This window comes from Ghiorsea bivora (genome assembly GCF_000744415.1).
In the GTDB taxonomy this organism is placed as follows: Bacteria; Pseudomonadota; Zetaproteobacteria; order Mariprofundales; family Mariprofundaceae; genus Ghiorsea; species Ghiorsea bivora.
In genome coordinates this window covers 246,327-270,380 of sequence record NZ_JQLW01000006.1, presented here as the reverse complement: position 1 = coordinate 270,380, position 24,054 = coordinate 246,327, and the positions used below count along the sequence as shown (strand labels likewise).

Below are 24,054 nucleotides of genomic sequence, written 5' to 3'. Positions count from 1 at the left end.
ATTATCCTTTGGGTATGTTTTATAGGCAGGCAATTATCTTGAGATATGTGGGTATGGCTAGTGTTATTTATGGCTCACTTATGCTGAGGTGATATTTTGGATGTTTATGTTTATGCTTTGCCCAGCGAGGGTTATTCAAGTCATGGTACAACATGTGTTTACAGAAAATGAGCGTGATACGGTTTATCATGTGATTGATGCACGCAGAGATATGCGCCATTTTTCAGGAGGTGAAGTTGAGCAAAATGTATTGTTACGCATATTACAAGCAGCCCATGCAGCACCTTCTGTGGGCTTGATGCAACCATGGCGTTTTGTACGCATTACATCGGGTGATATGCGTGCGAAGTTGATTCAGCTTGTTGAGCAGGAAAAAGATAAAACGGCAAACATGATGGATGCGCGTAAAGCTGAATTTATGCGTTTAAAAGTTGAAGGTATGCGTGAGTGCGCTGAGTTGATAGCGGTGGTGCTTGCGCCTGATGATGGTACGATATTCGGGCGGCGCACCATGCCAGAAGAAATGGCGTTGTGCTCAACATCGTGTGCCATTCAAAATATGTGGTTGGCTGCAAGAGCGGAAAACTTAGGTATGGGTTGGGTTTCATTTTTTAACCCGCAAGATGTGGCAAACTTGTTGCAATGTCCTGATGCCGCCAAACCTATTGCTTTATTATGTTTAGGTCCTGTACATGATTTTTATGAAAAACCCATGTTGGAACAAGAAGGCTGGCGCGAGCGTGAAGACTTATCGAAAGTGTTGGCTGAAAACATGTACCCTGAATCATGAAAACATTGATATTGGGCGGTGCTCGTAGTGGAAAATCACAGCATGCGGAAGCTTTGGTACAGGCCAGTGGTAAAACGGTCGTGTATGTGGCGACTGCACCACGTTTTCCTGATGATAAGGAATGGCAACAGCGGATTAACAAACATCAACAGCAACGCCCCAAGGGTTGGAAATTGATTGAAGAAGAACAGGATTTGATTGGGATTTTGCAAGGTAGCATGTATCAAGAGCATATTGTGTTGATTGATTGTTTGACCTTGTGGTTGAGTAATCTGTTGTATGAAAACCATGATGTTGTGTATGAAACCCAGCGTTTATGTGAAGCTTTGGCTGATTATACAGGGGCTGTGGTGATGGTGTCTAATGAGGTAGGTATGGGGCTTGTGCCTGACACTGCACTTGGGCGCGATTTTCGTGATGCACAGGGCAGATTAAATCAAGCTGTGGCTCATGAGGCAGATAGTGTGCTTTTTGTAGCAGCAGGTTTGCCGCTGGCTCTTAAATAAAAGGGATCAGGCTAAACGGCTCAAATAAAAAAGGCGACTCAATGGTGAGCCGCCTTGGTATTATCTAAGCCCTTTTATTTAAGATTTTTCAAGAAAGCAATGACTTCATCACCTTTTTCACCACACATTTTTTGTGGAGGCATTTTTGTTTTTGCTTTTTTGTCGCCAGTGAATTCTTTTACAGCTTTTTTAGAGTTGCAAATCCAAGCACGAAGATGTTCTTCATCCCATGTCCAACCACCAGCTTTTAGTGCTTTACTGTATTTTTTAAAATCTGCAGTGCCTGCATCACGACCAAAAACACCTAAAAGACCAGGGCCAACCTTACCCTTTGCGCTAAAATTATGGCATGCTTTACATTTCTTTTCAGCACCAGCAATTGCTTCAGTTGCTGCCAAACCGCTTACCAAGAATGCAGATGTTGCAGCAATCATTAATACTTTTTTCATTGCGTCTCCTCCTCAGGAATTATCGAGAGTAGATTGCTAACGGCTTTTTTTAGGGATGCAAGCATAAAACTAAAAAGATATTCATGTTTCTTTCATGGTTGGTTTGGAAATATCGTGTAAAAAAATATGTTATATGTATATGTTCAAGGTGTTAGTTTTTTAATGTCACTATCACAACGGTGATAATTTGTTTAATATTGCGCTTATGAAAATCATTTTAGCATCGCAGTCACCACGACGTTTGTTTTTGTTACAAGCAGCTGGTTTTTCAATAGATGTTCGACCTAGCCATATTGATGAATGCCCCCAACCAGGGGAAGATGTGCAAACCATGACATCTAGGCTTTGCTTGGCGAAGGCAAAGGCTTGTTTGCTGCAAGATGATGAGTTGCAAGTGCCTGTGATTGCAGCCGATACCTTGGTGGCGCTTGGTGATGAGGTATTGGGACAGCCTGAGGATATACAGCAGGCAAAAGAAATGATTCAAAAGCTGTCAGGTCAGAAACATCAAGTGCATACAACGGTCTGTGTTCGTTTGGCAGATGACTATTTACTGCAAACGGTGACGACTGAGGTGAGCTTTCGTATGATAAGTGATGCAGAAATTGATGTGTATGTACGGTATAATGAAATACTCGATAAGGCTGGTGCTTATGCTATTCAGGGCGGTGCGTCAGGTTTCATCACAGGTATACAGGGTAGTTTGGATAATGTGATAGGTTTGCCAGTACAGGAAACGATTAGATTATTGCATAAAATAAGATGTGAACAAGTAGCGAGTGAGGCATAAATGAGCACAGAAATATTGGTAAATGTCGCACCTTTTGAGACACGTATTGCACGGATTGAAAATGGTATGGCTGAAGAATTATATGTTGAGCGAACACGTGGCAAAGGTTTAAGAGGTAATGTATATTGGGGGAAAGTTCAGCGGGTAATTCCAGGGATTCAAGCTGCTTTTGTGGATATTGGATTGGATAAATCAGGCTTTTTATATGCTGGTGATGTGCCTGGTGCGCGTAAAGATAATGTGAGCCTAGAGAGTGAAGCCGATGAGGATGAAAATAAAGATGCTTCGGAAGAGGTGAATGATGAGCAATACAAACAAAATATTGCACCTATTGGTCAGCTTTTAAAAGAAGGGCAAGAGATGCTTGTTCAAGTATCGCGTGAGCCTATTTCTTCGAAAGGTCCTAGGATTACAGGGCTGGTAAGTTTGGCAGGGCGTTACTTGGTTTTTTTGCCTGAATTGGATCATGTGGGTATTGCTAGGCGTTTGGAGGGTGATCAGGAGCGTGAGCGTTTATTAGCTATTGCTGAAAGTATTAAGACTGAAAAGGGTGGTTTAATTATTCGAACAGTTGCTGAGGGACATAGCCAAGAAGAATTACAGCAAGATTTGAATTTTCTTATTCGTTTGTGGGAAGATATTGCCAAACGTAAAAAAACATCGGCTCCGGGCTCTATGGTGCATACGGAGTTGAATTTATACCTTAAAGTGATGCGTGACTTTGTGGATGATGAAGTAGAAAAAATTCATATCGATTCCAAAGAAGCCTACAATAGTATGAAAAAATTTGCCAAACGCTTTATGCCAGAGGTGAGCAAACGTTTGTATTATTATCCTGGTGATAGACCTATATTTGATGTGTATGGTGTTGAAGAAGAAGTGAATAAAGCGTTGAAACGTGAAGTGCCTTTGAAATCAGGTGGTTCGATTGTGATTGATCAAGCTGAGGCTTTGATTGCCATTGATGTCAACTCAGGTTCGTTTGTGGGTTCGCGTAACCTTGAAGAAACAGGGTTTAAAACAAACTTGGAAGCGGTCCATGAAATAGTGCATCAACTGAGGTTACGTAATCTTGGTGGTATCATCGTAATTGATTTCATTGATATGCAGGATAAAGAAAATCAAAATAAAGTGATGGAAGTCTTAGAAGAAGCCCTTAAGCGGGACAAGACCAAAACCTGTATATTACCCTTTACTTCTTTGGGTTTGGTACAGCTTACGCGAAAACGAACCCGAGACTCTTTAGGGCGTATGTTGCAAATGGAGTGTACCCGTTGCCATAGCACTGGGCTTGTGAAGAGTATGCAAACGATTTGTTACCAACTGTTTCGAGAAATCGTGGCTGAGGCGCGTGCTTACCCTAGTGAGAAATTGATGGTCATTGCTCACCCTAGTTTGATTGATTTGATGTTGGGTGAAGAAAGTGAAATGGTGTCGCAGCTGGAAGGTTTCTTGGGTAAAGAAATTAGCTTTAAGCAGGATGAAAAGCTTGAACCAGATCGTTATGAGGTGGTGTTATTATAACGCAACGCGGTTTGCGTCTGTATGTTCATACCCCATTTTGCTTGCATAAATGCCACTATTGCGATTTTAACTCACATGTTTTTGCTGAACCACCTTGGCAAACTTACACGCAAGCTTTGGTGGCGGAATTAAAACATTATGCTGAGCAGCCTCAATTTCAGGGGTGTGAAATTCAAAGTGTTTTTTTTGGCGGGGGCACACCTTCCCTTGCCCCTGCAAGTTTGTTTGCTGCTGTATTGGATACCTTAGCTGCATCCTTTACTTTGGCTGATGATATTGAAATCACTTTAGAAGCCAATCCTGGTGCTAGTGAAGCAGGGCGTTTTAAGGCGTACCGAGCGGCAGGTATTAATCGTTTGTCGATTGGTGTACAAAGCTTTGATAATGATGAGTTAAAGTGGCTTGAGCGTATTCATTCGGCAGATGAAGCCGAAAAGGCATACAATATGGCGCGTGATGCTGGTTTTAAGCATATCAATCTTGATTTGATGTATGCGCTTCCAGACCAAAGCTTAGATGAATGGTTTGTATCACTTGAAAAAGGTATTGCACTCAACCCTGAACATTTGTCATGTTATCAGCTCACCGTTGAACCACATACAGCATTGCATGTCACGCATAAAAAACAAAAACTTGCCTTACCTGATGAGGATTCGGCACTGCAGTTTTTTTGGCAAACCCGCGAAAGGTTGGCAGAAGCAGGTTATGCTGCTTATGAGATTTCTAACTTTGCCAAACAAGGAAAACATTGCAGACATAATTGTGGTTATTGGTTGTATGATGATTATATTGGTATTGGCGCAGGCGCTGCGGGCAAATGGGACACACAAGATGGTGGGGTGATGCGCTACAGTAATATTCGTGCACCACAATCTTATATTGATGCAGTGTTAGACGATGCAAAAGCGGTGAATAGCCAAGAAGAATTATCACATCAAGCGGCGATGGGTGAAGCGGTATGGCTGGGTTTAAGACAGAGCCAAGGCATTGATTTAACATGGTTTAAGCATCGCTTTGGGCAAGACTTGCTTGATGTTTACCCACTATTAATCAAACAGTGGGTTAATCAAGGTAAGCTTGAAGTTGATGGGGTTCAGTTGAAACTTACATCGGAAGGTTTAAGCCTTGCCGATGATATTTCCGCATCTTTTTTGCTTTAAAGTTTAAGCTGCTGCCTCATCAATGATGGCGGTGAGTGTGGTTTGTACCTCATCGGCGACTTGACTAAGTTTTTCGGATGAGGAGAACATTTCTAGCATAGGTTTAGGTTGAATCATGCCTATTTTAGTGTTGCCATCTTCTTCCCATACTGAAATTCGGCATGGTAATGCCATATTCATCGCCATGTCTTCGGATAGAACCGCAAAAGCTTTTTTTGGGTTACAAACTTCAAATATACGACATTCAGGTTCAAAAGGGACACCTTTTTTGTTCATCGTTGCTTTAAGGTCGTGGATGTGTAACACACCAAAACTATGATTGGCAACGGCAGCTTCTAAGTCTGCAGCAGCTTGTTCGATATTTTTATTTGAATTAACAATATATTTCATGTTCACCTCAGTATCATCATTTGTTCCCGTGTAAACCTAAGCTCTAGCAACTTTTATTACAATACCCTAGCTGTTGCCTTAATACGGATACTTCGCTATATATAACTTATGAAAGTATTATTGTTAATATCTATGCTGGTATGTGCTTTTTCTTTTCAAGGGATAGCAAAAGAGGTGCAAGGCACTGTTGTTTCCTTATCGGCAGAGGCAACGGCTGAAGTGCCTAATGATGAAGTTGTGGTCAATTTTCGTGTTGAAGAGCGCGGGAAGAAATTGGATGCACTTCGCAAGCGTGTTAATCAAATGAGTACGAGCATCAAAAAAAGTTTAGCCAAAGAAAAAGGTGTGAAGCTGAAAACATCTAGCCGCCGTGTGAATCCGATTTGGAAGCCAAATCAATACAATAGTGTGCGTGACGGATGGGTGGTGGTGCAGACAGCAACCATTACCAGTAAAAACTTGGAGGATGTGCCGCGTTGGTTGGATATTATTGAACATGCAGGGGCAAAGCTTCAAAATTTAAGCTTTAGGATTAGTGATACACTGCGCCGCAGTACACAAGGGCAATTGCGGATTCAGGCAATTAAACAGTTTCGCATTAAAGCTACGACAGTGAGTAAGGCATTGGATGCAACATCCTTCTCGATTCGACATTTGAACACGGGTAATGCATTTTCACCACTGCCAGTATACCGCAGAGAAATGGCGATGATGTCCAAATCGAGGGATGTAACACCAGCATTATCATCAGGTGATAGCCGAATCACAGTGAGTGTAAGTGGTGATATTGTAGTTAATCAGGTGAAATTTAAAGTCCATTAAGTTTCATTTTGCCAAGCATTTTCATCCCATTCCGCCTCATCCCAAGCTTGGATAATGTTTTTCGCTTCATTGTAGTCTGTTTCACTGACCATCACTTTCAGCAAGCCAGACGCAGCAATTTCGCCAACACCACCTTGCAAGTACTCACCGAGAATGGTGGCTTGTAAGCCTGCGCGTTCCAATAAGTGTTTGATAATGTGTGCCTCACCCAATTGATTGGCCTCATAAACCAGCTTCATGCTTGTGTTGGGTACATAGGTTTGTTTTCTGATAAACGCAGCCAGCCTTTGATAATACGGTAAACAATCCAAATGGCGTTGGCGATGATGATAAAATAACCAATAATAAGAATAAGGCTCATAAAACCGATGATTGACCATAAAAGTCCAAACCAAAAGGTACGAATTTGCCAATCAAAGTGCGATGCCAACCAAGTGTTTTGCACATCATCTTTTTTGACATAATTGAGAATCACCGCCGCAATAAAGCTGATGCCGATAAAGAAGGACACAGCTTGTAGTGCGTAAACAATGGTGGTGATGGTTTTGAGCTTATCAAGCTTGGAGGACGCTGTGGTTGTAGGCTGTATTTCATCTTGCATGGTTAAACTCCTATTAAGAGTACGCTGCCATGTGTTTATGTGGGGTCAAGCTTGCCTCAAAGGGTGAGTAAACGCAGGGTACTGCGTTCAAATCATAGTTAGGTGAAATATGCAAACAGAAAACAAACATTTTATGGAACAAAGTACATTACAAAATGGCGTGCAAGTTGCTACGCGCGAATTACCCAAGGCACAAAGTGTAGCGATTGGTATTTTTATGGATGTAGGTAGCCGGGATGAAGCCGAGTATCAAGCAGGTATTGCGCATGCTTTAGAACATATGGTGTTTAAGGGTACGGACAAATTAGATGTACACCAGCTTGCTGAAAGTTTGGATGATTTGGGTGGCAATGCCAATGCATTCACTTCCCGAGAACGCACCTGTTTCCACATTCATGTGTTGTATGAAGACTGGCAAAAGGCGCTTGCACTGCTATCGGATATGTTATTGCACCCTGCGTTGCCTGAAGATGAATGGTTACGTGAACGAGAGGTGATTTTCTCGGAAATGAGTATGGTGGATGATAACCCTGATGAGTGGGTGTATGACCAACATTTAAGCCAAGTATTTGCTGGGCATACGATGGGTAAACCCGTATTGGGTAGTCGGGAAACGCTTTCATCTTTTTCAACACAAGACTTGCGTGAATATTTGAATGCCAATTATCGGGGTGGTAATGTATTGATTGCTGCGGCTGGCCGTATTCAACATCAAGATTTGATGGCTGAAGTTGAACAAAGCGCATGGGGAAACACGGTGTCGAAACAGCAGAAAAATAGACAGGCACCAATCATGTGCAGTGGTAAACATGAAATGCCTAGGCAAATGGAGCAAGCTCAAGTTGTGGCATCTTGGGCATCGGTGAATGTTACCTCACCAGAAAAACCGATAGCTTGGATTGGCAATCAACTGTTAGGCGGAAGTATGAGCTCTATTTTGTTTCGTGAAATACGAGAAAAACGAGGTTTGGCGTACAGTATCGGTTCACACCTTTCTACCTATACAGATACAGGTTTGTTGAGTATCAGTTGTAGCACCATGCCTGAGCAGCTTGAACCTTGTTTGGATGTATTGCAGCAAACCATTGCGGATGTTTGTCAAAAGATACCTGCAGGTATGGTGCAACGGGCACAGCGCCAGCTCACAGTACAGTTCCGTATGGGTATGGACTCTGTTGAAGGTGCCATGTTACAGCTAGGGGCACTGTTGGATGAAGATAAGCTTTATTCACCACTAGAGTGGGTTGATAAGGTGAATGCTGTGTTAGAAGAGCAGGTGCAACTATGGTTGAAACGGCAATTGGAGACTGATTCCCTGTGGACAATAGCTACACCAGAAGCTGAGGTTTAGCTGTTTTTACTGTTGACTGGTGCTGTTGTGTTGTGCGATGAGCTTGGTACGAGAGGAAACACCCATCAACTTAAAAATAACAGTGATATGCGCTTTGACAGTGGCTTCTGATATTTTTAGGCGGTGAGCAATCGCTTTGTTCGATAGTCCCGAATATAACAGGTCTAAAACTTCTGATTGGCGCGGAGTTAATTGTTCATGTTTGTTGCTTGCTGAGGTGTTGGACTTGTATTTTGGCATAGGCATATGTGGCAGTATATGGGGTGGGATATATCGACCGCCAGCAAGCATAAGTTGTATAGCAGAGAGCAACACAGCCAAAGCGGTGTTTTTTTGAATAAAGCCTAAAGCGCCAAGCTCTAAACATTGCCAAGCAAGTAAGGGGTCTTCTTTGGCTGACAGCATAGCAATGGGTAGATCAGGGTAGTGGTTTCGTGCTTCTTTAAGCAGGTCCAAGCCTTTACCATCTGGTAACATATGGTCTAGAAGCACGAAATCGTATGGCTGTTGTGGTGCTTTTATTTTAGCACGAGCAACTTTTATGGTTGCTGCTTCTGCGATGCTAATATTGAGGTCTGACCCTTGTAGAAGGCCAGATAGAAACTCTCGATAACAGTCTTGGTCATCTATAATGAGGATATGCATGGCCCAATCCCACGCTTATTTGAATTACAATGCAACTAGAAAGTAAAGATACGACTTAAGTCTAATATGTTATGGAAGAAATAAGAGGTAGGTTTCGCTACCAATTGGGGATTATTGGTGGGGGAGGGGGACTTTATAGGTTTCAATTATAAAGTCCTCCATGTAGTGTCTTATCAAAAGAGGAAAGAATGCGAATAACTCAGTTTTTTTAGTACTCTTCTGTGATATTTTAAGTTAGATATGATGTTGCTATAGATTTTTAGGATTAATATTTTTAGCAATCAAGGCGACTTTGGATGGTTCTGTTGGCACGGGGATACGCACGATATGCCCGCTTCCGGGGGCCAAATCCATTGCAGAGTCATCTTTGGCTTTAACCATGGATTCGATGGTAAATGTTTGGTTGCCGTTGGCACAAATCATTTCTACAGAGTCACCCACACCAAATTTATTTTTCACATCAATTTCAGCCAAACCTGTTTCTTTATCATAATCGATAATCTCACCGACAAAACGTTGATAATCCCAAGTTGATGAACCTTTTTCATAGTTTTGATGGGCTGCGGTATGACGACGTTGTAAGAAACCATCGGTATAACCACGGTTAGCCAATGAATCCAGCTTGCGCATAAGGGTCCAATCAAACTCACGGCCTGTTACTGCATCATCAATGGCTTGACGATAGAGTTGGGCAGTGCGTGCGACATAATAATGTGATTTGGTACGCCCTTCGATTTTTAATGAATCCACACCAATCTTAACCAAGCGTTCTACATGTTCGACTGCCCTTAAATCTTTAGAATTCATGATATAGGTGCCATGTTCATCTTCAAAGATAGGAATCTCTTCACCGGGGCGACCTTCTTCTTCTAAAAGATAGACTTCATCCGCCATGGGGTGGCGTGGTAAATCACCACAGCTTGAAGGTGTGGGGGTAAAGGGTTGTGGGTTCATTATATCATTGAGGTCTGACATTTTTATCACATCGCCACTGACATCTTCTTTGCCTTCTTTCATGCCATATTTCCAACGACAGGCATTGGTGCACGATCCTTGGTTGGCATCGCGGTGGTTAAAATAACCCGATAATAAACAGCGCCCAGAATACGCCATACACAATGCGCCATGCACAAATACTTCCAATTCCATATCAGGACATTCTTGGCGAATTTCTTCAATTTCATCCAAGCCCAATTCACGTGATAAAATCACACGGCTTACACCTACCGACTTCCAGAATTTTACAGCAGCATGATTCATGGTGTTAGCTTGTACAGATAAATGAATAGGCATTTCAGGCCATTTTTCGCGTACCATACTAATTAACCCAGGGTCTGCCATAATCAAAGCATCTGGCCTCATCTCAATGATGGGTTCCATATGTTGTAAGTAACGTTTGAGTTTATTGTTGTGCGGTAATAAGTTGCTAGCAACAAAGAACTTCTTACCCAACGCATGGGCTTCATCAATGCCTGTTTTTAAGTTTTCCAACTGGAAATCATTATTGCGAACGCGAAGGGAATAACGCGGCTGCCCTGCATATACAGCATCCGCGCCATAAGCAAAAGCATAGCGCATATTTTTAATTGTGCCTGCGGGGGATAAGAGTTCGACATTTTTGTTCATAGTTTTTTCCATATATTATTGTCATTCCGAGCGTAGTCGAGGAATCTTTTGTTTGAGATTTCTCCATGTTGGTCGAAATGACATGTTTGTGTTGTTGTCATTTTTCTAAGTGGGCAATACGAATGGGTGCAGGTGGATGGGAATCATGCCAAGCTGAATACAGAGGGTCTGGCGTTAAAGTTGCAGCATTATCTTCATACATTTTGACCAATGCACTGATTAAGTCGTTTGCTTCGGCATGTTCTTTGGCATAATCATCTGCTTCAAACTCATGTTTGCGTGAATACATGCTCATGATAGGCGAGATGAAAAAGGTAAATACAGGCATAACGAGCATAAATAATACCAAAAGCATATGATTGGACGGGTGGGAAACACCCAGACCTTCATAAAACCAAGTTTGTTCTGCTAACCAGCCCATGATGGCAAAACCAGCCAAGAAGATAGTGAATGTCACCAGCATACGCTTTTTGATATGGTTGCGTTTGAAGTGACCTAATTCATGTGCAAGTACGGCTAAGGTTTCGTTGGTTGAAAGTTGCTCCAATAATGTGTCATAAAAAACAATGCGTTTGCTTTTGCCAAAACCTGTAAAGTATGCATTACCATGACTGGAACGCTTAGAGCCATCCATTTGAAATAAACCATTGCTTTCAAAACCGCAACGTTGAAGTAAACCCTCAATGGCTTGTTTGAGTTCTTGATTTTTCATGGGTTCAAACTTGTTAAATAGGGGAGCGATAAAGGTGGGGTATGCCCACATCATAAGCAATGAGAAACCAACCCATACAGCCCAAGCCCAAAGCCACCATAAATTACCAGCACTTTGCATCAGCCATAAAATTACCCAAATCAGAGGAGCTGCAATTACTGTCATCAGTAAAGCGCCTTTGACCATGTCAGTGATAAAAAGTTTTGCAGTCATTTTGTTAAAGCCAAATTTTTCTTCAACAACAAAGGTATTATAAATGGAGAAAGGTAAATCGAGTAGACTGCCAATAAAGGAGAATAAAAGGATGAAAACAACGCCTGTAGTGAGCTCAGACCAGCCCCATTGACGTATGATTTCATCCAATACGTCTAAACCGCCACCTAATGTCCACATGAGCAATAAACCTAGGCTGTATATGCCAGCCCAAGTACCAACTTTTATTTTTGTGGCGGTATAATCGGCAGCTTTTTGATGTGCTTCTAAGGAAATGACATCTTTAAAGCGTGCCGGAACTTCGTGCCGGTGGGTGAGTACAGCTTTGCGTTGCCGTTGCTCCAGCCAAAAATCAATGGCAGTAGAAATAAATAATGCGGTTAAGAAGATAAGAGTAAAGGTTAACATAGTGGCGAATGCTAATGGGTCGGAAGGCTTTGTCATCTTTGTACTTGTAGGGTTGTTGAGAATATGTCATCAGTTGCTAGTTTTGAGGCGTGGAAAAACAAATGCCAATAGGTATATTTGATTCAGGGCTTGGTGGGCTGACGGTATTTGAGGAGATTCAAAACTTACTGCCGCATGAGAACTTGATATATATTGCAGACTCAGCTTTTGCGCCGTATGGTGATAAAGATAGTGTCTTTATTGTGCGTCGGGCATGTTTACTAGCCGACTTTCTGGTTCAAACATATCATATTAAGGCCTTGGTGGTGGCGTGTAATACGGCTACTGGGGCAGCTGTACATATATTGCGTGAGCGTTTGGATATACCTGTGATTGGTATGGAGCCAGCCATTAAACCTGCAGTAGCATTAACTCAATCTGGTGTGGTAGCGGTACTTGCCACGTCAAATACACTGGCCAGTGATAAATTTTCAAAGCTTTTGGACTCACATCAACATCAAGCGCGTATTATTATTCAGCCTTGTGTGGGTTGGGTGGAGACCATTGAACAGGGAACATTGTATTCGAATTGGACAAGGGCATTGGTGGCAAAGTATGTGCAACCACTGTTAGACGTAGGTGTAGACACGTTTGTTTTGGGTTGTACACATTATCCACTGCTTGAACCTGTGATGCGAGACTTGGTAGGTGATCAAGTGCACATTATTAGTACTGGGCGCGCTGTTGCTAGGCAATTGCATCATCAGTTGCTGCTTCAGCATGCTTTGAATCAACACACAGAACACGGCAACACAAGTTTTTGGACTTCGGGAGAAAAAAAACAAGTTACCAGCATGGCAAGTTTATTGTTTCAACAAGAGATGGTTTTTAATCCACTACCGCAGCAGTATGAAACGATTATTGTCGAGTTTTCGCTTGAAAAGAAACAGCAGCTTTTGTTTCAGGCTTTGCTGCAAAGTGAAGATGGGCTTGCTTTTGTTCGTTGTGTGCATGGTGTGCAGCAGCTTTGGACGACATCCGCGCAAGTTGAAACGCTCAAGGAGTGGTTGAAATGCTTGCCCAAGTCCTTCAACCTCTGCATCTTGCAAGAATATGTATGGACAGGCGAATAACCCATGAAAAAAGGTAAGTTTATCACATTTGAAGGCGGAGATGGCAGCGGCAAAACAACGCAGCTTCAACGTATTGTCGCTTGGTTGAAAGAGCAAGATATTGATGTGTTGCAAACATTTGAGCCTGGTGATACACCGCTTGGCAAAGAGATTCGGCGTTTGTTGTTGTCTGGTGAGCATACGCCTGTACCTGCGGCAGAGTTATTACTTTTTTTGGCGGATAGAGCCCAGCATGTGGAAGAAGTGATTAAACCTGCATTGGCTGCAGGTAAATGGGTCATATGTGATAGATATACGGATTCTACACTGGCATACCAATTGGCAGGTCGTCAGCTTAAAGACACAAAAACCTTGCGTGATATGTTGGTGTGGGCTGAGCAGGGGTTAACACCTGATAAAACCATTTGGTTGGATTTGTCCGTAGAAGATGCTGCAAAACGTATGGCTTCTCGAGAGGCTGAGGGTGAGGCGGCAAACCGATTAGATAATGAAAAAATAGTGTTCCATAAAGCAGTACACCAAGCTTTTTTTGAGATTCAGCAAAGTGCCTTGCAACGTGTAGAGCGCATCGATGCAAGGCAAAATATTGCACAGGTGCAAGCGGATATTCAAGCGGTGTTGAAACGTTTATGAATAAGATTCTAGGGCATGAACATGTGCAGAACACATTTGCTGAAGCAGTGCAGCAAGGTCGCCTGCATCATGCTTGGTTACTTTATGGGGTGAAGGGTATTGGTAAAGCAAGCGTGGCAGAGCAGTTGGCTGCCTTGTTTTTGTGTGAGCGTCCTAGTCAGGGGCAGGCATGTGGTCAATGTCATCATTGCGCTATGTTACATGCTGGTTCACACCCAGATTTTTCGAAAGTTTCCTTGCTGTACGATGCTAAAAAGAAAAAGTTTAATCGAGATATTAATATAGCCCAAACACGTGAGGCTTTAGATTTTTTAGCGTTAAGTGGTCTTAAAAGTAAACGTCGCGTATTGATGATTGATGATGCAAACTTTATGAATAATCAGGCTGCCAATGCGTTGCTTAAAGGTCTGGAAGAGCCAACCGAGGGTAGTTTGTTGCTGATTGTGTGTCATGATTTAACGCGTTTGCCCACCACTATTCGCTCGCGTTGTATGTTGCAAGCTTGCGCGCCGCTTGACCCAGAGCAGATGCAAACTGTGTTAAAAGCAAGAGGGTTTGATCAAGAATTACATGCTTTAGCAACTGAGCTTGGGCAAGGAAGCCTTGGTAGAATTGAAGTGTTGCAAGAAGATAGTCAGGCAAAAGCATTGTTGACTTGGCAAGGATTGGTCGAGGATTTAGCGAAGTCAGATATTGGACGTATTCAGCAATGGTTAGATAGCCATGTCAAAAACATACCGCATGACTTAATCGCCAGCGTTGTGTTGCTTGCGGCACAGAAACAGGCGCTTCAGCTTACTTCGTGGCAGCAGTCGGATGCTATGTTTACTGCAATGCAAGCTGTCGCAAAATGGCCCAAGGAAGTTGTCATGCACACTTTGCGACCCGCACCTGCTCTATTATCCTATATCTTACAACTAAGAGGTGCTTTGAAATCAGGGTGATGCAAGTTTTTTTACTTGTGTAAGTTGAATGATTTTGCCACTGTTTTTGGTGATGAAGTGGGGCTAAGTTTAAACTATCAATTTTAAGTTTAGTTGGAGTATGCGTGTTTTTTAGACAGGATGTGAACGTGACTTGTTCTTTTTGAGGGAAGTTGGTGTATGATGTTCTTTTTATAACTTGTTTGTTTATATAGTGTTTTTTTATGGTATGGTGCCATATTGTGTGCGTAAAAATATTTTCCTTGAGTTTTCTTGTAAGTGAAGCTATAAATCGCCGCCCTTTCGAAGGGTAGACCTTGAGAGGGGTCGGAATAGGAGTTGTTAAAGTGAAAGCAGAAATTCATCCAGAATATCATGTTGCCAAAGTGACTTGTTCATGTGGTAACGCTTTTGAAACTCGCTCTACTAAGGGCGATTTACAAGTGGAAATTTGCTCCGCATGTCATCCATTCTACACTGGTAAACAGAAGATTGTAGATACGGAAGGTCGCGTTGAGCGCTTCTACAAAAAATACGGTAAGAAGCCTGCGAAAGCTGCTTAAACCTCGGGCTGGAGAGCTAATTATATGTATGCTGTAATTAAAACAGGCGGTAAACAATACCGCGTTGCTGAAGGTGATGTTGTTCGTGTTGAAAAGCTGAACGCAGATGTTGGAAGCGAAGTAACATTTGATGAAGTTTTGATGGTTGGCGAAGGCGCTGATATCAAAGCGGGTAAAGATGCTGAGAAAGCGACTGTAACAGGTGTAATCACCGAAGCTGGTCGCGGTCAAAAAGTTGTAATCTTTAAGAAACGTCGTCGTAAGAACTACCGTTTGACTAAAGGTCATAGGCAGTCTTTTACAACAGTTCGTATCGCAAAGATTGGTTAAGGAGATAACTCATGGCACATAAGAAAGCAGGCGGCTCCACCAAGAACGGACGCGATTCCAATGCGAAACGTCTTGGCGTGAAAAAATATGGCGGTGAAGTGGTTGTAGCGGGGAACATTATTGTTCGTCAACGCGGTACAAAAATTCGCCCAGGTGATAATGTAGGTTGTGGTAAAGATTTTACATTGTTTGCACTTACAGACGGTAATATTGAGTATTACAAACGTGCTGGTCGTACAACAGTTCGTGTTGTAAGCTAATCACTACATACTTGATGGATTTGAAAAGGGGTGCTGAAAGGCACCCCTTTTTTTTGTTGCTGCAACTTGTATGATACGTTGGTTAGAAGAATAGGATTAAAAAGATATGCGTTTTATTGATGAAGTTAGAATTGAGGTTCGTGCGGGTAACGGTGGCGGTGGTGCGTCTTCATTTCGTAGGGAAAAGTATATTCCCAAAGGTGGCCCTGATGGTGGCGACGGTGGACGCGGGGCGCATGTAATTTTCACAGCAACACGTGATAAAAACACCTTGCAAGAACTTTATCTTAGAAAACGTATTATTGCTGAAAATGGAACCAAAGGACAAGGCAAAAACAAACACGGGCGTATGGGTAAAGACATTGAGGTGTTTGTACCTGTAGGTACAGTGATTCGCAATGAAGAAGGTGAGTTGCTTGCGGATTTGAATGAAGATGGTGCATCTGCTGTGATTGCCAAAGGTGGTATTGGTGGACAAGGTAATGCTAGGTTTGCGACACCTACCAACCAAGCACCACGTTATTGTCAGCCAGGCTTACCTGGCGAAGCAGGCATTTGCCATTTGGAATTAAAAATGATGGCAGATGTTGGGCTTGTAGGTTTACCCAATGCTGGTAAATCAACCTTTATTTCCCGTGTATCCAATGCACGACCTAAAATTGCAGACTATCCATTCACCACACTAGCCCCATCTTTGGGTCAGGTGTTTATGGATGATGGTGATGGGTTTGTGATTGCAGATATCCCTGGTTTGATTGAAGGTGCACATGAAGGCAAAGGGCTTGGGCATCGATTCTTGCGTCATGTAGAACGTACACGTTTATTGCTTCATCTGGTGGATGTGGCGCATCCTGAAGGCATTAGTATTCATGATCAAATCACTGAAATTGAAGGTGAGCTGGTTGGTTATGGTGAATCGATTGCGAAAAAGAAACGTTTCTTGTTGTTGACAAAAATGGATGCGTTGGACGATACATTGAGGAACGAGGTGCTTAAAGAGGCTGAGCAGTATGACTTGGCTATTTATCCTATTTCCTCGGTGAGCGGTGAAGGCGTTACCCAACTATTGCGTGATATTTATGATGAAGTGGTGAAAATTCGTCAGTATGAATTGGAGCATGAAGCAGACAAAGAAAAACCAGTGACCACAAGGTTAGCTGTACCAGAACAAGTGATAGAACCAACGATTTATGATGATGAAGCAACGCGACAACCTTAAACATGTTAAACGCATCGTGCTCAAAGTCGGTAGTTCGCTACTTGCTGATGCTAAACATGGGGTTAACACAGCTATGGTGCAACGTTTAGCATCGGATATTAAAGCCTTACATGATAAGAATATTCAAGTGTGTTTGGTGTCTTCAGGTGCGGTGGCATTGGGTAGGGTGCAATTGGGTTGGGTGGATAAAAAGCTCAATGTGCATGAAAAGCAAGCGGCGGCTGCCATTGGTCAACCCCTATTGATGCATGCTTATCAAACAGCTTTTTCTGAGCTTGGTTTGGTTGTGGCGCAAATGTTACTTACCAAAGATGACTTAAGGCATAGGCGCCGTTATATTAATGCGAGTAATACCAGTAAAACCTTGTTTGCAGCGCAAGTTATTCCCATTGTAAATGAGAATGATACTGTCGTGGTAGAAGAGATTAAGTTTGGTGATAATGATGCTTTGGGTGCGCTGGTGAGCATGGTGGTTGAAGCTGATTTGATGGTGATGATGACGGATGTGGATGGTTTGTTTGAAAGCAATCCTGCCGAAGATATGCATGCCAAGCGTGTTTCTGTGGTCGATACATTAAGTGCTGTTGTGATGAATATGGCGGGTGATGTTGGTTCAAGCTTTGGCACAGGTGGCATGAAAAGCAAGTTGGATGCGGCGAAGATATCAACCCAAAGTGGTGTGATGAGTGCGATTATTCATGGTGAAAAAGATGGCGTGTTAACCAAGCTTCTTGCTGGTGAAGATGTAGGCACGCTTTTTACTTGTGGCAAAGATAGACAATCTTGGCATCAGCACTGGATAAGCAATTTACTTCCAGTGTCTGGGAAGCTCATACTCAATCAAAGCGTGGGTGATGGTGATAGCGTAATGCTTGAACATATCCAAAGTTTTGAAGGTCAATTTGATAAAGGCGAATGTGTTGAAATTTGGCATGATGGTGTGCTCATGGCGCGTGGTCTAACCAATTATAATAGTGAAGATATGTTGAAATTAATAGGTAAACATACCAAAGATATAGAAACTACTTTAGGTTATGTGGACTTTAAAAGCATGGTGCATCGGGATAACTTGGTGGTTGTTGGTAAGGATTAAAGGAGTCGGTATTGCATTATTTTAGTTTGGTATTGTTGTTCATTTTTCCTACATGGCTTTGGGCTAGTCCAGCATATGATGTTGGTGCAACGATGAAACAACTATATACTGAAAGTAAGCAAGATAGGGCTGTTATTGCTGATGAGTATCAACGTGATAACATTGTAAAACATTTTGTTAGAAAATTGATCAAGCTTGATGACAGGGGGTTGGGTGCTGTTCATTCAGATAAGAATCAAGATGATTTAACTGCCCTGAAACGTGAGATTGAAGACTTAACATATACTTATACACATAAAGTACGCCCCGTTCTTCTTAACAATATCAAACTTAAGCGTAAAGATAATGGTGCTAGGATGAATAAAGTTGAGTTGTCCAAGCTTATGTTTGCTAGCAAATATAATCATAAAACACGAAAGCCGATTGTGGGCATTTTTTCTTATCAGCAAGATATTGATGATAGTTTGTTTGGTGAGAAGTTGGTGCAAGCAGGTTTGTTTGTTAATTTTCCAGAGTTGAAAGAAGCACCTTGGGTGAAACAAGCACTGAAGATGGATGTTGAGTTGACAGCATTCAGGCGCATGCACTTAGCTTATATGGATGGCATTAAGTTTTCTTACAAGCAACTCAAGAAAAGTTCAGTCCAAAAAAGTATGGCACCTGAGCAAAGCATAGTGAGTGACTGGCCTGCATATAAACGTGAGAAAGTGGTGCGTAAGTTTGTGCGTAAGATGCAAAAACTTGATGATAAGCAGCCATTTTCAGCATTTAAACAAGATTTGGTAACGCTGATTGCAACGTTTGAACATACTGTGAAACCTATTTTGATTGATAATATAAATATGAAACGCTTTGATATAGGTGCAAGAGCAAATAAGGGTGATTTAATTTCTTTGTTTTATCCAAGCAATAGGAATTATAAAACGGGTAAACCAATTTCGAGTAAGCTCTACCATGGTGGTAGTTCAGAACATGATCTTGGTTATTTGGTCGTGCAGCCTGAACTTGCTCAGGATGATGTAGTACAAAGTGCATTGGTGATGGAAACCGAGTTGGCTAAGCTTTTAAAAGAACATAGAATATATTTAAAAGCATACAAAAGTTTAATGTGGTGAGGGGTTAAAGATGACGAGTACAATCATGAATTTATTGGGTCAACAAGCTAAGACCTCAGCAGCAAGTTTACGTATGTCAGATACAAACAAAAAAAATAAAGCGTTAACCTTGGCGGCTGCACATTTTCGTAGTGATATGGCAGATATTTTGGCAGCCAATGCCAAAGATATGTTGGCAGCAGATGAAAATAGCCTAGAAGCAGCGCTTAAGGATAGGTTGGCTCTGGATGAAAGCCGAGTTGAGGCCATGGCAGAAGGTTTGGAGCAAATTGCTGCTTTGCCTGACCCTGTAGGTGCAATTTCAGACTTGGTATACCGCCCATCGGGTATTCAGGTTGGACATATGCGTGTGCCTTTGGGTGTGATTGGTATCATTTATGAATCTAGACCCAATGTGACGGCGGATGCAGCTGCACTATGTCTTAAATCAGGTAATGCTTGTATTTTACGGGGTGGTTCTGAAGCAATTCATTCGAATCGTGCAATTGCCAAGTGTTTGCGTGTTGCAATCAAAGAAGCGGGTTTGGATGAAAATGTAGTGCAACTTATTGATACTACAGATAGGGCGATGGTGGGTGCATTGATTACTGCCAGTGATTATGTGGATGTGATTATTCCACGCGGTGGTCCTGGTTTGATTAAACGTATTGCTGCTGAAGCTAAGGTGCCTGTGATTAAACATTTGGATGGTATTTGCCATGTGTATATTGACCAAGCTGCTGATAGAGAAATGGCAGTGAATATTGCGCTTAATGCTAAAACACATCGGTATGGTGTGTGTAATGCCATGGAAACATTATTGGTACATCAAAATGCAATAGACTGTTTACCTGAAATCATCAAACAACTGCTTGAAAAAGGTGTTGAAGTGCGTGGGTGCGTCAAAACACAAGCGCTAAACAAGCAAGTGATTGCGGCAACCGATGAAGATTGGGCAACCGAATATTTAGCGCCTGTGTTGTCTATTCGTGTGGTGGATGATGTGCAGCAAGCCATAGCCCATATCGAACAATACAGCTCAGCACATACCGAAACCATTGTGACTGCTGATTATGCCACGGGGCAGATGTTTTTACGCTGTGTTGATTCTGCATCGGTGATGTGGAATGCAAGCACACGTTTTGCAGATGGTTTTGAATATGGTTTGGGTGCTGAGATTGGTATTTCAACCGACCGTTTACATGTACGAGGCCCTGTTGGACTTGAAGGTTTGACCACGCAGAAATGGATTGTTTTGGGCTCTGGTCAAACCAGAGCGTAATCTTAACTAATCTTCTTGGGCAAAGTAGTATCTATTCTTACCTGCTTTCTTAGCTTGATACATGGCCGAATCGGCTTGTTGAATCAAGGTGTTGATATCATGTGCATGTTTGGGGTACACAGATATACCAATGCTGGCACCAACATGAAATGTATGTCCTTGGAATTGCATAGGTTTACCAAGCACTTGAATGAGTTTATGGGTAATATGCTCTATGTAGTGTAAGTCTTTAAGGTGATTAAGGATAATCACAAACTCATCACCGCCGAGGCGGGCGACCACATCAGAGTCTCGTGTGTTGTGTAATAAACGCTTACTTACTTCAACGAGAAGCTGATCTCCTGCCAGATGACCAAAGTTATCATTGACGGCTTTAAAGCCATCAAGGTCAATAAATAATAAGGCAAGCGGCTCTTTTGAGCGTTTGGATTGTTTGATAGAAAAGGATAAACGTTCATAAAACAAGGTACGATTAGGTAATTGGGTTAATTGGTCATACAGTGCGAGTTGCAACATGCGCTCTTCAGCTTCTTTACGTTCACTAATATCACGTACAATACCAACAAAGTGTGTTTTACCATTTAGACGCATTTCGGATAAGTTTAATTCAATAGGAAACTGCGTTCCGCTTTTATAAATACCTGTTAATTCTTGGCAACCTTGGGGGTTTATGGCCTCTTTATGCTGGGTGGCATCAGGCATTGAGAAGCCTATGGATGGGATGAGTTTGCTGAGGTTCTCTCCTTTGAGCTCTTGCTGCGCATAGCCGAAAATTTGTTCCATAGCAGGATTGATGTTTTCGATATAACCATCTGCATCCATGGTAATAATTCCTTCTTTAACATTATGGATAACAGCTTTTAGACGTGTTTGGTTTTCTTGTAACTCATGTTTCATAAGTTTAAGTCGAGAAATAATATCCCAAAATATTTTGGCTTCTTGACCGCCAATCACACGACCTGTACCTACATATTGTGCGGCAACATCGGATACTTCCTCGTTGTTTGTCATGTTAAAAACGGAGCAAGTACCTAATGTTTCCAAGGCTTCTTTAAGGTCGTTAAACACAGGAATCCTACGTTTCTTGGCATTTTGTATGCCGATTGCATGCGGGTTGTTATCCACAATGCCTGCTACAGGTGTTAATGTGTCTTCACTGAAAATATCCAGCATGGCTGTGCCACCTAGACCTGCACCAACAATTAATACAGGGTCAGTGTGCACATTGTCTAGCTGTAGTAAGTTGTTGGTAAGCTGAGTGTCCATACTTTATAACAAGCAGTAATCATGCCACTTTATGAGTGTTGGAAAAGTATAATGAAAGCGCAGGAAATAACTGCGTTTCATAGCTATTAGCTTTCGCCCCGCATATATTTACCATTGTATTTAATCATAGAACGAATTTCTTTCACGTAGGCTTGACCACGTTCAGAATATTTGCTTAAACCTGCTGCGAGTTCGTGCGCTGTTGCTTGTTTGCCTTCAGCGCGTTTTTGGGCACGAATATCACGTAAATCTTTATACACACGACCTGTGTTTAAGTTTCTTAAGTAACTGCGGACAGATAATTGTGGTGATTTAAAGGCTGCAACTTCATGGGTGCTTCCTACATTGCGACGGCTGGGTACCAAACCACAGCCTTTGGTGAAACACCATTGACCAAACAAGTTGTTCGCTTTGCGTGCAAAGCGGGATGTGCCCCAAGCTGATTCATTGGCGGCTTGGGATAATACCAACTCTAAGGGTACAGTGTCCACGCGTTTGAGTAGCTCTTTCCATGGTACTGAACCATCTTTGTTATATGCTAAACGGTAATATTTTAAAAGTGTTTCAAGCTTTTTTTGTTCTTTTTGGGTTAAAGAAGTTTTGTTGCGTATGTTTAATAAAAACTGACGTTGTTCACCAATACGCTGGTTTTCTACAATAACCATAGGGCGAAGCGCATTGAAGAACTTGCGTTTTTTTGTTTTAACATCACGTTCATCACGTAAGTCTGGAATAGCGTGTGCGAGTTCATATTTGTCTTCATATAATGAGCTATATGCATCAGAAGCTATGGCACTGCTATGCAAAGAAAAGAATGATAGACCACATATAAGGCCAAGCCCCAGTTTCATTGTTGTTTGATATTTCATAAAATAAATCCCTTTCCTTTTTGTTACGTTATTGTGCGTTAGTTTAGCAGGTGTTTTTTATTTAAGTGTGATGCTTGTCTCAGGCATCATGTTTATATTGTAATGCTTGGGCTGCTTGTTTGGGTTGTGGTGCATTTAAGATGCCTCCCATAGTAGCGACACCATGACCTTGTAATTGCTCGAACACATCAGGTTCAATGCCACCCAATGCAATTACTGGTATTTTTACGCAGGATGCAAGCTTAAGAAACTGCGTAGCACCTAAGCAGGGTGCGCCGGGGTGAGACCGCGTAGGAAAGACAGGTGATAAAAAACAAAAATCAGCACCTTGTTTTTCAGCGTGTTTTAGTTCAGCTTCATTATGGCATGAGGCAGAAACAAGGTAGTCACCATCCAGCCACTGCTTTATTTGCATGATTTCTTGAATGGATTGCGCATCAACATGCACACCATCAGCCTCAACAGCTTTGGCAATATCGGCGTGGCTATGAATAATTAAACGGGCATGTTGGTTGCGTGTTAGTATGCGAAGTTTGGAAGCTAGGCTTAGCAGTTTGGCTGAGTCCAGATGTTTTTCACGTAAAACAACCGTATCCACACCGCCTTGTATGGCTTGCTCGATACATGCCAACATGGCTTGCTGGTCGGCAAAACGTTTGCTGTCGGTGATGAGTACCAATTGTATGGGTGGATGAAGGTGTTTTGCCATTAAAAACGTTTGATAATCCACATGGGTGGTTTGGGCATTTCATTGCCTGCAACCCGCCGTTCGAATACGCCAGTGCCTTCATCATCATAGAGGTAATAAGGTGGGAAGCCGCCTGCGGGTTGTACCTTAATCATCCAAACTTTGCCGCCTGAGCGGTATTCTGTGATGGTGGCATTATCGCCATCATGTTTATAGGTGCGAACTTCAACTTGGTTATTTTCTACTTTGGGATTAAGTTCTTCGCGTAAGTTAAAGTCTTCAGCCCATGCCGCGTTGACGCAAGCGAACATAAAGAGCAATAAAAGATTAAATTTCATAATCCACCACCTTACGTGATGTTGTAACACGCTGCATCATCGGAATCACCGCTTGGTGGTCGGGATGCGCAACATAAGCGTTAAGGTCATCACGGTTTGCAAATGTAGAATACAATACCACATCTGCAGAGGTATCGGTAGCACTAAAATCAATACCGACTTCAATATCAATAATACTTGGCACTTTGCCTTTTAAATCTTCCAAGGTTTTTTTAACCATGGTGGCATCATTTTTATCCTGTAATGACCACATAACGATATGTTTAATCATGTTTTTGTTACTCCTGATTTTTGTGTGAATTGTATACAAGGTTTACCCGATGAACGAAAGACATCCAAGCAAGGTATACACCTTGATTTAAAAGCAAAGGCTTTGCATCCGTAGGGGAGTTTGGCA

At 42.2% G+C, this 24,054-nt stretch carries 29 protein-coding genes; 17 read left to right on the top strand and 12 right to left on the bottom strand.

Annotated features, from left to right (window positions below):
* The first annotated feature begins 142 nt into the window (after positions 1-142).
* Both bluB and cobU read left to right on the top strand, forming a co-directional pair.
* Positions 143-790, top strand: a complete 648-nt coding sequence (bluB, locus tag DM09_RS03935) for a 5,6-dimethylbenzimidazole synthase (RefSeq protein WP_038247915.1) — start codon at positions 143-145, stop codon at positions 788-790.
* Positions 787-1,296: a bifunctional adenosylcobinamide kinase/adenosylcobinamide-phosphate guanylyltransferase gene (cobU, locus tag DM09_RS03930; protein ID WP_038247746.1), complete on the top strand. Its 510-nt coding sequence runs from the start codon at positions 787-789 to the stop codon at positions 1,294-1,296. The genes bluB and cobU overlap by 4 nt, the downstream gene beginning before the upstream one ends.
* Positions 1,297-1,370: 74 nt before the next feature.
* Here cobU and DM09_RS03925 read toward each other — a convergent pair whose 3' ends face one another.
* Positions 1,371-1,745 carry a c-type cytochrome gene (locus tag DM09_RS03925; protein ID WP_038247745.1) on the bottom strand — a complete coding sequence of 125 codons (375 nt, stop codon included), beginning with the start codon at positions 1,743-1,745 and terminating at the stop codon, positions 1,371-1,373.
* 187 nt (positions 1,746-1,932) lie between these two features.
* Here DM09_RS03925 and DM09_RS03920 point away from each other — a divergent pair, with 187 nt between their 5' ends.
* Genes DM09_RS03920 through hemW form a run of 3 tightly spaced genes read left to right on the top strand, consistent with a single transcriptional unit; the run spans position 1,933 to position 5,219 of the window.
* A complete protein-coding gene (locus DM09_RS03920; RefSeq protein WP_232507743.1) occupies positions 1,933-2,535 on the top strand; it encodes a Maf family protein in 603 nt (200 codons plus the stop codon).
* Positions 2,536-4,059, top strand: coding sequence for an Rne/Rng family ribonuclease (locus tag DM09_RS03915; protein ID WP_038247744.1), 1,524 nt, complete (start codon positions 2,536-2,538; stop codon positions 4,057-4,059).
* An 11-nt stretch (positions 4,060-4,070) separates the two neighbouring features.
* Entirely contained in the window at positions 4,071-5,219 is a 1,149-nt protein-coding gene (gene hemW, locus DM09_RS03910) for a radical SAM family heme chaperone HemW (RefSeq protein ID WP_232507742.1), read from the top strand.
* Positions 5,220-5,222: 3 nt separating this feature from the next.
* Here the strand turns inward: hemW and DM09_RS03905 are convergent, their stop codons facing one another.
* Positions 5,223-5,609 (bottom strand): DUF302 domain-containing protein, encoded by a 387-nt coding sequence (locus DM09_RS03905; protein WP_038247742.1) that lies wholly within the window; start codon positions 5,607-5,609, stop codon positions 5,223-5,225.
* 108 nt (positions 5,610-5,717) lie between these two features.
* Here DM09_RS03905 and DM09_RS03900 point away from each other — a divergent pair, with 108 nt between their 5' ends.
* On the top strand, positions 5,718-6,431 hold the full coding sequence (locus DM09_RS03900) for an SIMPL domain-containing protein (RefSeq protein ID WP_038247741.1): 714 nt from the start codon (positions 5,718-5,720) through the stop codon (positions 6,429-6,431).
* Here DM09_RS03900 and DM09_RS03895 read toward each other — a convergent pair.
* Both DM09_RS03895 and DM09_RS03890 read right to left on the bottom strand, forming a co-directional pair.
* Positions 6,428-6,670, bottom strand: coding sequence for a putative signal transducing protein (locus DM09_RS03895; RefSeq protein WP_051938081.1), 243 nt, complete (start codon positions 6,668-6,670; stop codon positions 6,428-6,430). The two genes, DM09_RS03900 and DM09_RS03895, sit on opposite strands and share 4 nt — an antisense overlap.
* On the bottom strand, positions 6,667-7,032 hold the full coding sequence (locus DM09_RS03890) for a DUF4870 family protein (RefSeq protein ID WP_051938079.1): 366 nt from the start codon (positions 7,030-7,032) through the stop codon (positions 6,667-6,669). The genes DM09_RS03895 and DM09_RS03890 overlap by 4 nt, the downstream gene beginning before the upstream one ends.
* Positions 7,033-7,141: 109 nt before the next feature.
* Here DM09_RS03890 and DM09_RS03885 point away from each other — a divergent pair, with 109 nt between their 5' ends.
* Positions 7,142-8,383 (top strand): M16 family metallopeptidase, encoded by a 1,242-nt coding sequence (locus DM09_RS03885; protein WP_038247740.1) that lies wholly within the window; start codon positions 7,142-7,144, stop codon positions 8,381-8,383.
* A 6-nt stretch (positions 8,384-8,389) separates the two neighbouring features.
* Here DM09_RS03885 and DM09_RS03880 read toward each other — a convergent pair whose 3' ends face one another.
* From DM09_RS03880 to DM09_RS03870, 3 genes are all read right to left on the bottom strand, one after another.
* Positions 8,390-9,028: a response regulator transcription factor gene (locus DM09_RS03880; RefSeq protein ID WP_038247739.1), complete on the bottom strand. Its 639-nt coding sequence runs from the start codon at positions 9,026-9,028 to the stop codon at positions 8,390-8,392.
* A gap of 249 nt (positions 9,029-9,277) precedes the next feature.
* Complete coding sequence (gene trhP / locus DM09_RS03875) at positions 9,278-10,654, bottom strand: prephenate-dependent tRNA uridine(34) hydroxylase TrhP (RefSeq protein WP_038247738.1); 1,377 nt, start codon at positions 10,652-10,654, stop codon at positions 9,278-9,280.
* A gap of 97 nt (positions 10,655-10,751) precedes the next feature.
* A complete protein-coding gene (locus DM09_RS03870) occupies positions 10,752-11,987 on the bottom strand; it encodes a M48 family metallopeptidase (RefSeq protein WP_038247737.1) in 1,236 nt (411 codons plus the stop codon).
* 101 nt (positions 11,988-12,088) lie between these two features.
* Between DM09_RS03870 and murI the strand changes: the two genes are divergently transcribed.
* The 10 genes from murI (at position 12,089) to DM09_RS03820 (ending at position 20,496) form a co-directional block, all read left to right on the top strand.
* Entirely contained in the window at positions 12,089-13,099 is a 1,011-nt protein-coding gene (murI, locus tag DM09_RS03865; RefSeq protein ID WP_081881075.1) for a glutamate racemase, read from the top strand.
* A 3-nt stretch (positions 13,100-13,102) separates the two neighbouring features.
* Positions 13,103-13,732: a dTMP kinase gene (tmk, locus tag DM09_RS03860; RefSeq protein ID WP_038247736.1), complete on the top strand. Its 630-nt coding sequence runs from the start codon at positions 13,103-13,105 to the stop codon at positions 13,730-13,732.
* On the top strand, positions 13,729-14,676 hold the full coding sequence (gene holB, locus DM09_RS03855; RefSeq protein WP_038247735.1) for a DNA polymerase III subunit delta': 948 nt from the start codon (positions 13,729-13,731) through the stop codon (positions 14,674-14,676). The genes tmk and holB overlap by 4 nt, the downstream gene beginning before the upstream one ends.
* A gap of 326 nt (positions 14,677-15,002) precedes the next feature.
* Entirely contained in the window at positions 15,003-15,218 is a 216-nt protein-coding gene (gene rpmE, locus DM09_RS03850; protein WP_038247734.1) for a 50S ribosomal protein L31, read from the top strand.
* 24 nt (positions 15,219-15,242) lie between these two features.
* Positions 15,243-15,548, top strand: coding sequence for a 50S ribosomal protein L21 (rplU, locus tag DM09_RS03845; protein WP_038247733.1), 306 nt, complete (start codon positions 15,243-15,245; stop codon positions 15,546-15,548).
* An 11-nt stretch (positions 15,549-15,559) separates the two neighbouring features.
* Positions 15,560-15,808: a 50S ribosomal protein L27 gene (gene rpmA, locus DM09_RS03840; RefSeq protein WP_038247732.1), complete on the top strand. Its 249-nt coding sequence runs from the start codon at positions 15,560-15,562 to the stop codon at positions 15,806-15,808.
* 106 nt (positions 15,809-15,914) lie between these two features.
* Positions 15,915-17,027 (top strand): GTPase ObgE, encoded by a 1,113-nt coding sequence (obgE, locus tag DM09_RS03835; protein WP_051938077.1) that lies wholly within the window; start codon positions 15,915-15,917, stop codon positions 17,025-17,027.
* Complete coding sequence (gene proB, locus DM09_RS03830) at positions 17,002-18,120, top strand: glutamate 5-kinase (protein ID WP_038247902.1); 1,119 nt, start codon at positions 17,002-17,004, stop codon at positions 18,118-18,120. Before obgE ends, proB begins: the two co-directional genes overlap by 26 nt.
* A gap of 92 nt (positions 18,121-18,212) precedes the next feature.
* Complete coding sequence (locus DM09_RS03825) at positions 18,213-19,235, top strand: hypothetical protein (protein WP_157753591.1); 1,023 nt, start codon at positions 18,213-18,215, stop codon at positions 19,233-19,235.
* Positions 19,236-19,245: 10 nt separating this feature from the next.
* Positions 19,246-20,496: a glutamate-5-semialdehyde dehydrogenase gene (locus DM09_RS03820; protein WP_038247730.1), complete on the top strand. Its 1,251-nt coding sequence runs from the start codon at positions 19,246-19,248 to the stop codon at positions 20,494-20,496.
* Positions 20,497-20,502: 6 nt separating this feature from the next.
* Here DM09_RS03820 and DM09_RS03815 read toward each other — a convergent pair whose 3' ends face one another.
* From DM09_RS03815 to DM09_RS03795, 5 genes are all read right to left on the bottom strand, one after another.
* A complete protein-coding gene (locus DM09_RS03815) occupies positions 20,503-21,762 on the bottom strand; it encodes a diguanylate cyclase domain-containing protein (protein ID WP_051938075.1) in 1,260 nt (419 codons plus the stop codon).
* An 86-nt stretch (positions 21,763-21,848) separates the two neighbouring features.
* Complete coding sequence (locus tag DM09_RS03810) at positions 21,849-22,631, bottom strand: glucosaminidase domain-containing protein (RefSeq protein ID WP_051938074.1); 783 nt, start codon at positions 22,629-22,631, stop codon at positions 21,849-21,851.
* A 79-nt stretch (positions 22,632-22,710) separates the two neighbouring features.
* A complete protein-coding gene (locus tag DM09_RS03805) occupies positions 22,711-23,340 on the bottom strand; it encodes a thiamine phosphate synthase (RefSeq protein WP_051938072.1) in 630 nt (209 codons plus the stop codon).
* Complete coding sequence (locus DM09_RS03800) at positions 23,340-23,657, bottom strand: DUF2782 domain-containing protein (RefSeq protein WP_038247729.1); 318 nt, start codon at positions 23,655-23,657, stop codon at positions 23,340-23,342. The genes DM09_RS03805 and DM09_RS03800 overlap by 1 nt, the downstream gene beginning before the upstream one ends.
* Positions 23,647-23,928 carry a Dabb family protein gene (locus DM09_RS03795; RefSeq protein ID WP_038247728.1) on the bottom strand — a complete coding sequence of 94 codons (282 nt, stop codon included), beginning with the start codon at positions 23,926-23,928 and terminating at the stop codon, positions 23,647-23,649. The genes DM09_RS03800 and DM09_RS03795 overlap by 11 nt, the downstream gene beginning before the upstream one ends.
* Positions 23,929-24,054: the final 126 nt, after the last annotated feature.

Coding starts and splice junctions, on each gene's coding strand:
- bluB (WP_038247915.1), top strand. CDS start 143: ATGGTACAACATGTGTTTACAGAAAATGAGCGTGATACGGTTTATCAT.
- cobU (WP_038247746.1), top strand. CDS start 787: ATGAAAACATTGATATTGGGCGGTGCTCGTAGTGGAAAATCACAGCAT.
- DM09_RS03925 (WP_038247745.1), bottom strand. CDS start 1,745: ATGAAAAAAGTATTAATGATTGCTGCAACATCTGCATTCTTGGTAAGC.
- DM09_RS03915 (WP_038247744.1), top strand. CDS start 2,536: ATGAGCACAGAAATATTGGTAAATGTCGCACCTTTTGAGACACGTATT.
- DM09_RS03905 (WP_038247742.1), bottom strand. CDS start 5,609: ATGAAATATATTGTTAATTCAAATAAAAATATCGAACAAGCTGCTGCA.
- DM09_RS03900 (WP_038247741.1), top strand. CDS start 5,718: ATGAAAGTATTATTGTTAATATCTATGCTGGTATGTGCTTTTTCTTTT.
- DM09_RS03895 (WP_051938081.1), bottom strand. CDS start 6,670: ATGAAGCTGGTTTATGAGGCCAATCAATTGGGTGAGGCACACATTATC.
- DM09_RS03890 (WP_051938079.1), bottom strand. CDS start 7,032: ATGCAAGATGAAATACAGCCTACAACCACAGCGTCCTCCAAGCTTGAT.
- DM09_RS03885 (WP_038247740.1), top strand. CDS start 7,142: ATGCAAACAGAAAACAAACATTTTATGGAACAAAGTACATTACAAAAT.
- DM09_RS03880 (WP_038247739.1), bottom strand. CDS start 9,028: ATGCATATCCTCATTATAGATGACCAAGACTGTTATCGAGAGTTTCTA.
- trhP (WP_038247738.1), bottom strand. CDS start 10,654: ATGAACAAAAATGTCGAACTCTTATCCCCCGCAGGCACAATTAAAAAT.
- DM09_RS03870 (WP_038247737.1), bottom strand. CDS start 11,987: ATGTTAACCTTTACTCTTATCTTCTTAACCGCATTATTTATTTCTACT.
- murI (WP_081881075.1), top strand. CDS start 12,089: ATGCCAATAGGTATATTTGATTCAGGGCTTGGTGGGCTGACGGTATTT.
- tmk (WP_038247736.1), top strand. CDS start 13,103: ATGAAAAAAGGTAAGTTTATCACATTTGAAGGCGGAGATGGCAGCGGC.
- holB (WP_038247735.1), top strand. CDS start 13,729: ATGAATAAGATTCTAGGGCATGAACATGTGCAGAACACATTTGCTGAA.
- rplU (WP_038247733.1), top strand. CDS start 15,243: ATGTATGCTGTAATTAAAACAGGCGGTAAACAATACCGCGTTGCTGAA.
- rpmA (WP_038247732.1), top strand. CDS start 15,560: ATGGCACATAAGAAAGCAGGCGGCTCCACCAAGAACGGACGCGATTCC.
- obgE (WP_051938077.1), top strand. CDS start 15,915: ATGCGTTTTATTGATGAAGTTAGAATTGAGGTTCGTGCGGGTAACGGT.
- proB (WP_038247902.1), top strand. CDS start 17,002: ATGATGAAGCAACGCGACAACCTTAAACATGTTAAACGCATCGTGCTC.
- DM09_RS03825 (WP_157753591.1), top strand. CDS start 18,213: ATGAAACAACTATATACTGAAAGTAAGCAAGATAGGGCTGTTATTGCT.
- DM09_RS03820 (WP_038247730.1), top strand. CDS start 19,246: ATGACGAGTACAATCATGAATTTATTGGGTCAACAAGCTAAGACCTCA.
- DM09_RS03815 (WP_051938075.1), bottom strand. CDS start 21,762: ATGGACACTCAGCTTACCAACAACTTACTACAGCTAGACAATGTGCAC.
- DM09_RS03810 (WP_051938074.1), bottom strand. CDS start 22,631: ATGAAATATCAAACAACAATGAAACTGGGGCTTGGCCTTATATGTGGT.
- DM09_RS03805 (WP_051938072.1), bottom strand. CDS start 23,340: ATGGCAAAACACCTTCATCCACCCATACAATTGGTACTCATCACCGAC.
- DM09_RS03800 (WP_038247729.1), bottom strand. CDS start 23,657: ATGAAATTTAATCTTTTATTGCTCTTTATGTTCGCTTGCGTCAACGCG.
- DM09_RS03795 (WP_038247728.1), bottom strand. CDS start 23,928: ATGATTAAACATATCGTTATGTGGTCATTACAGGATAAAAATGATGCC.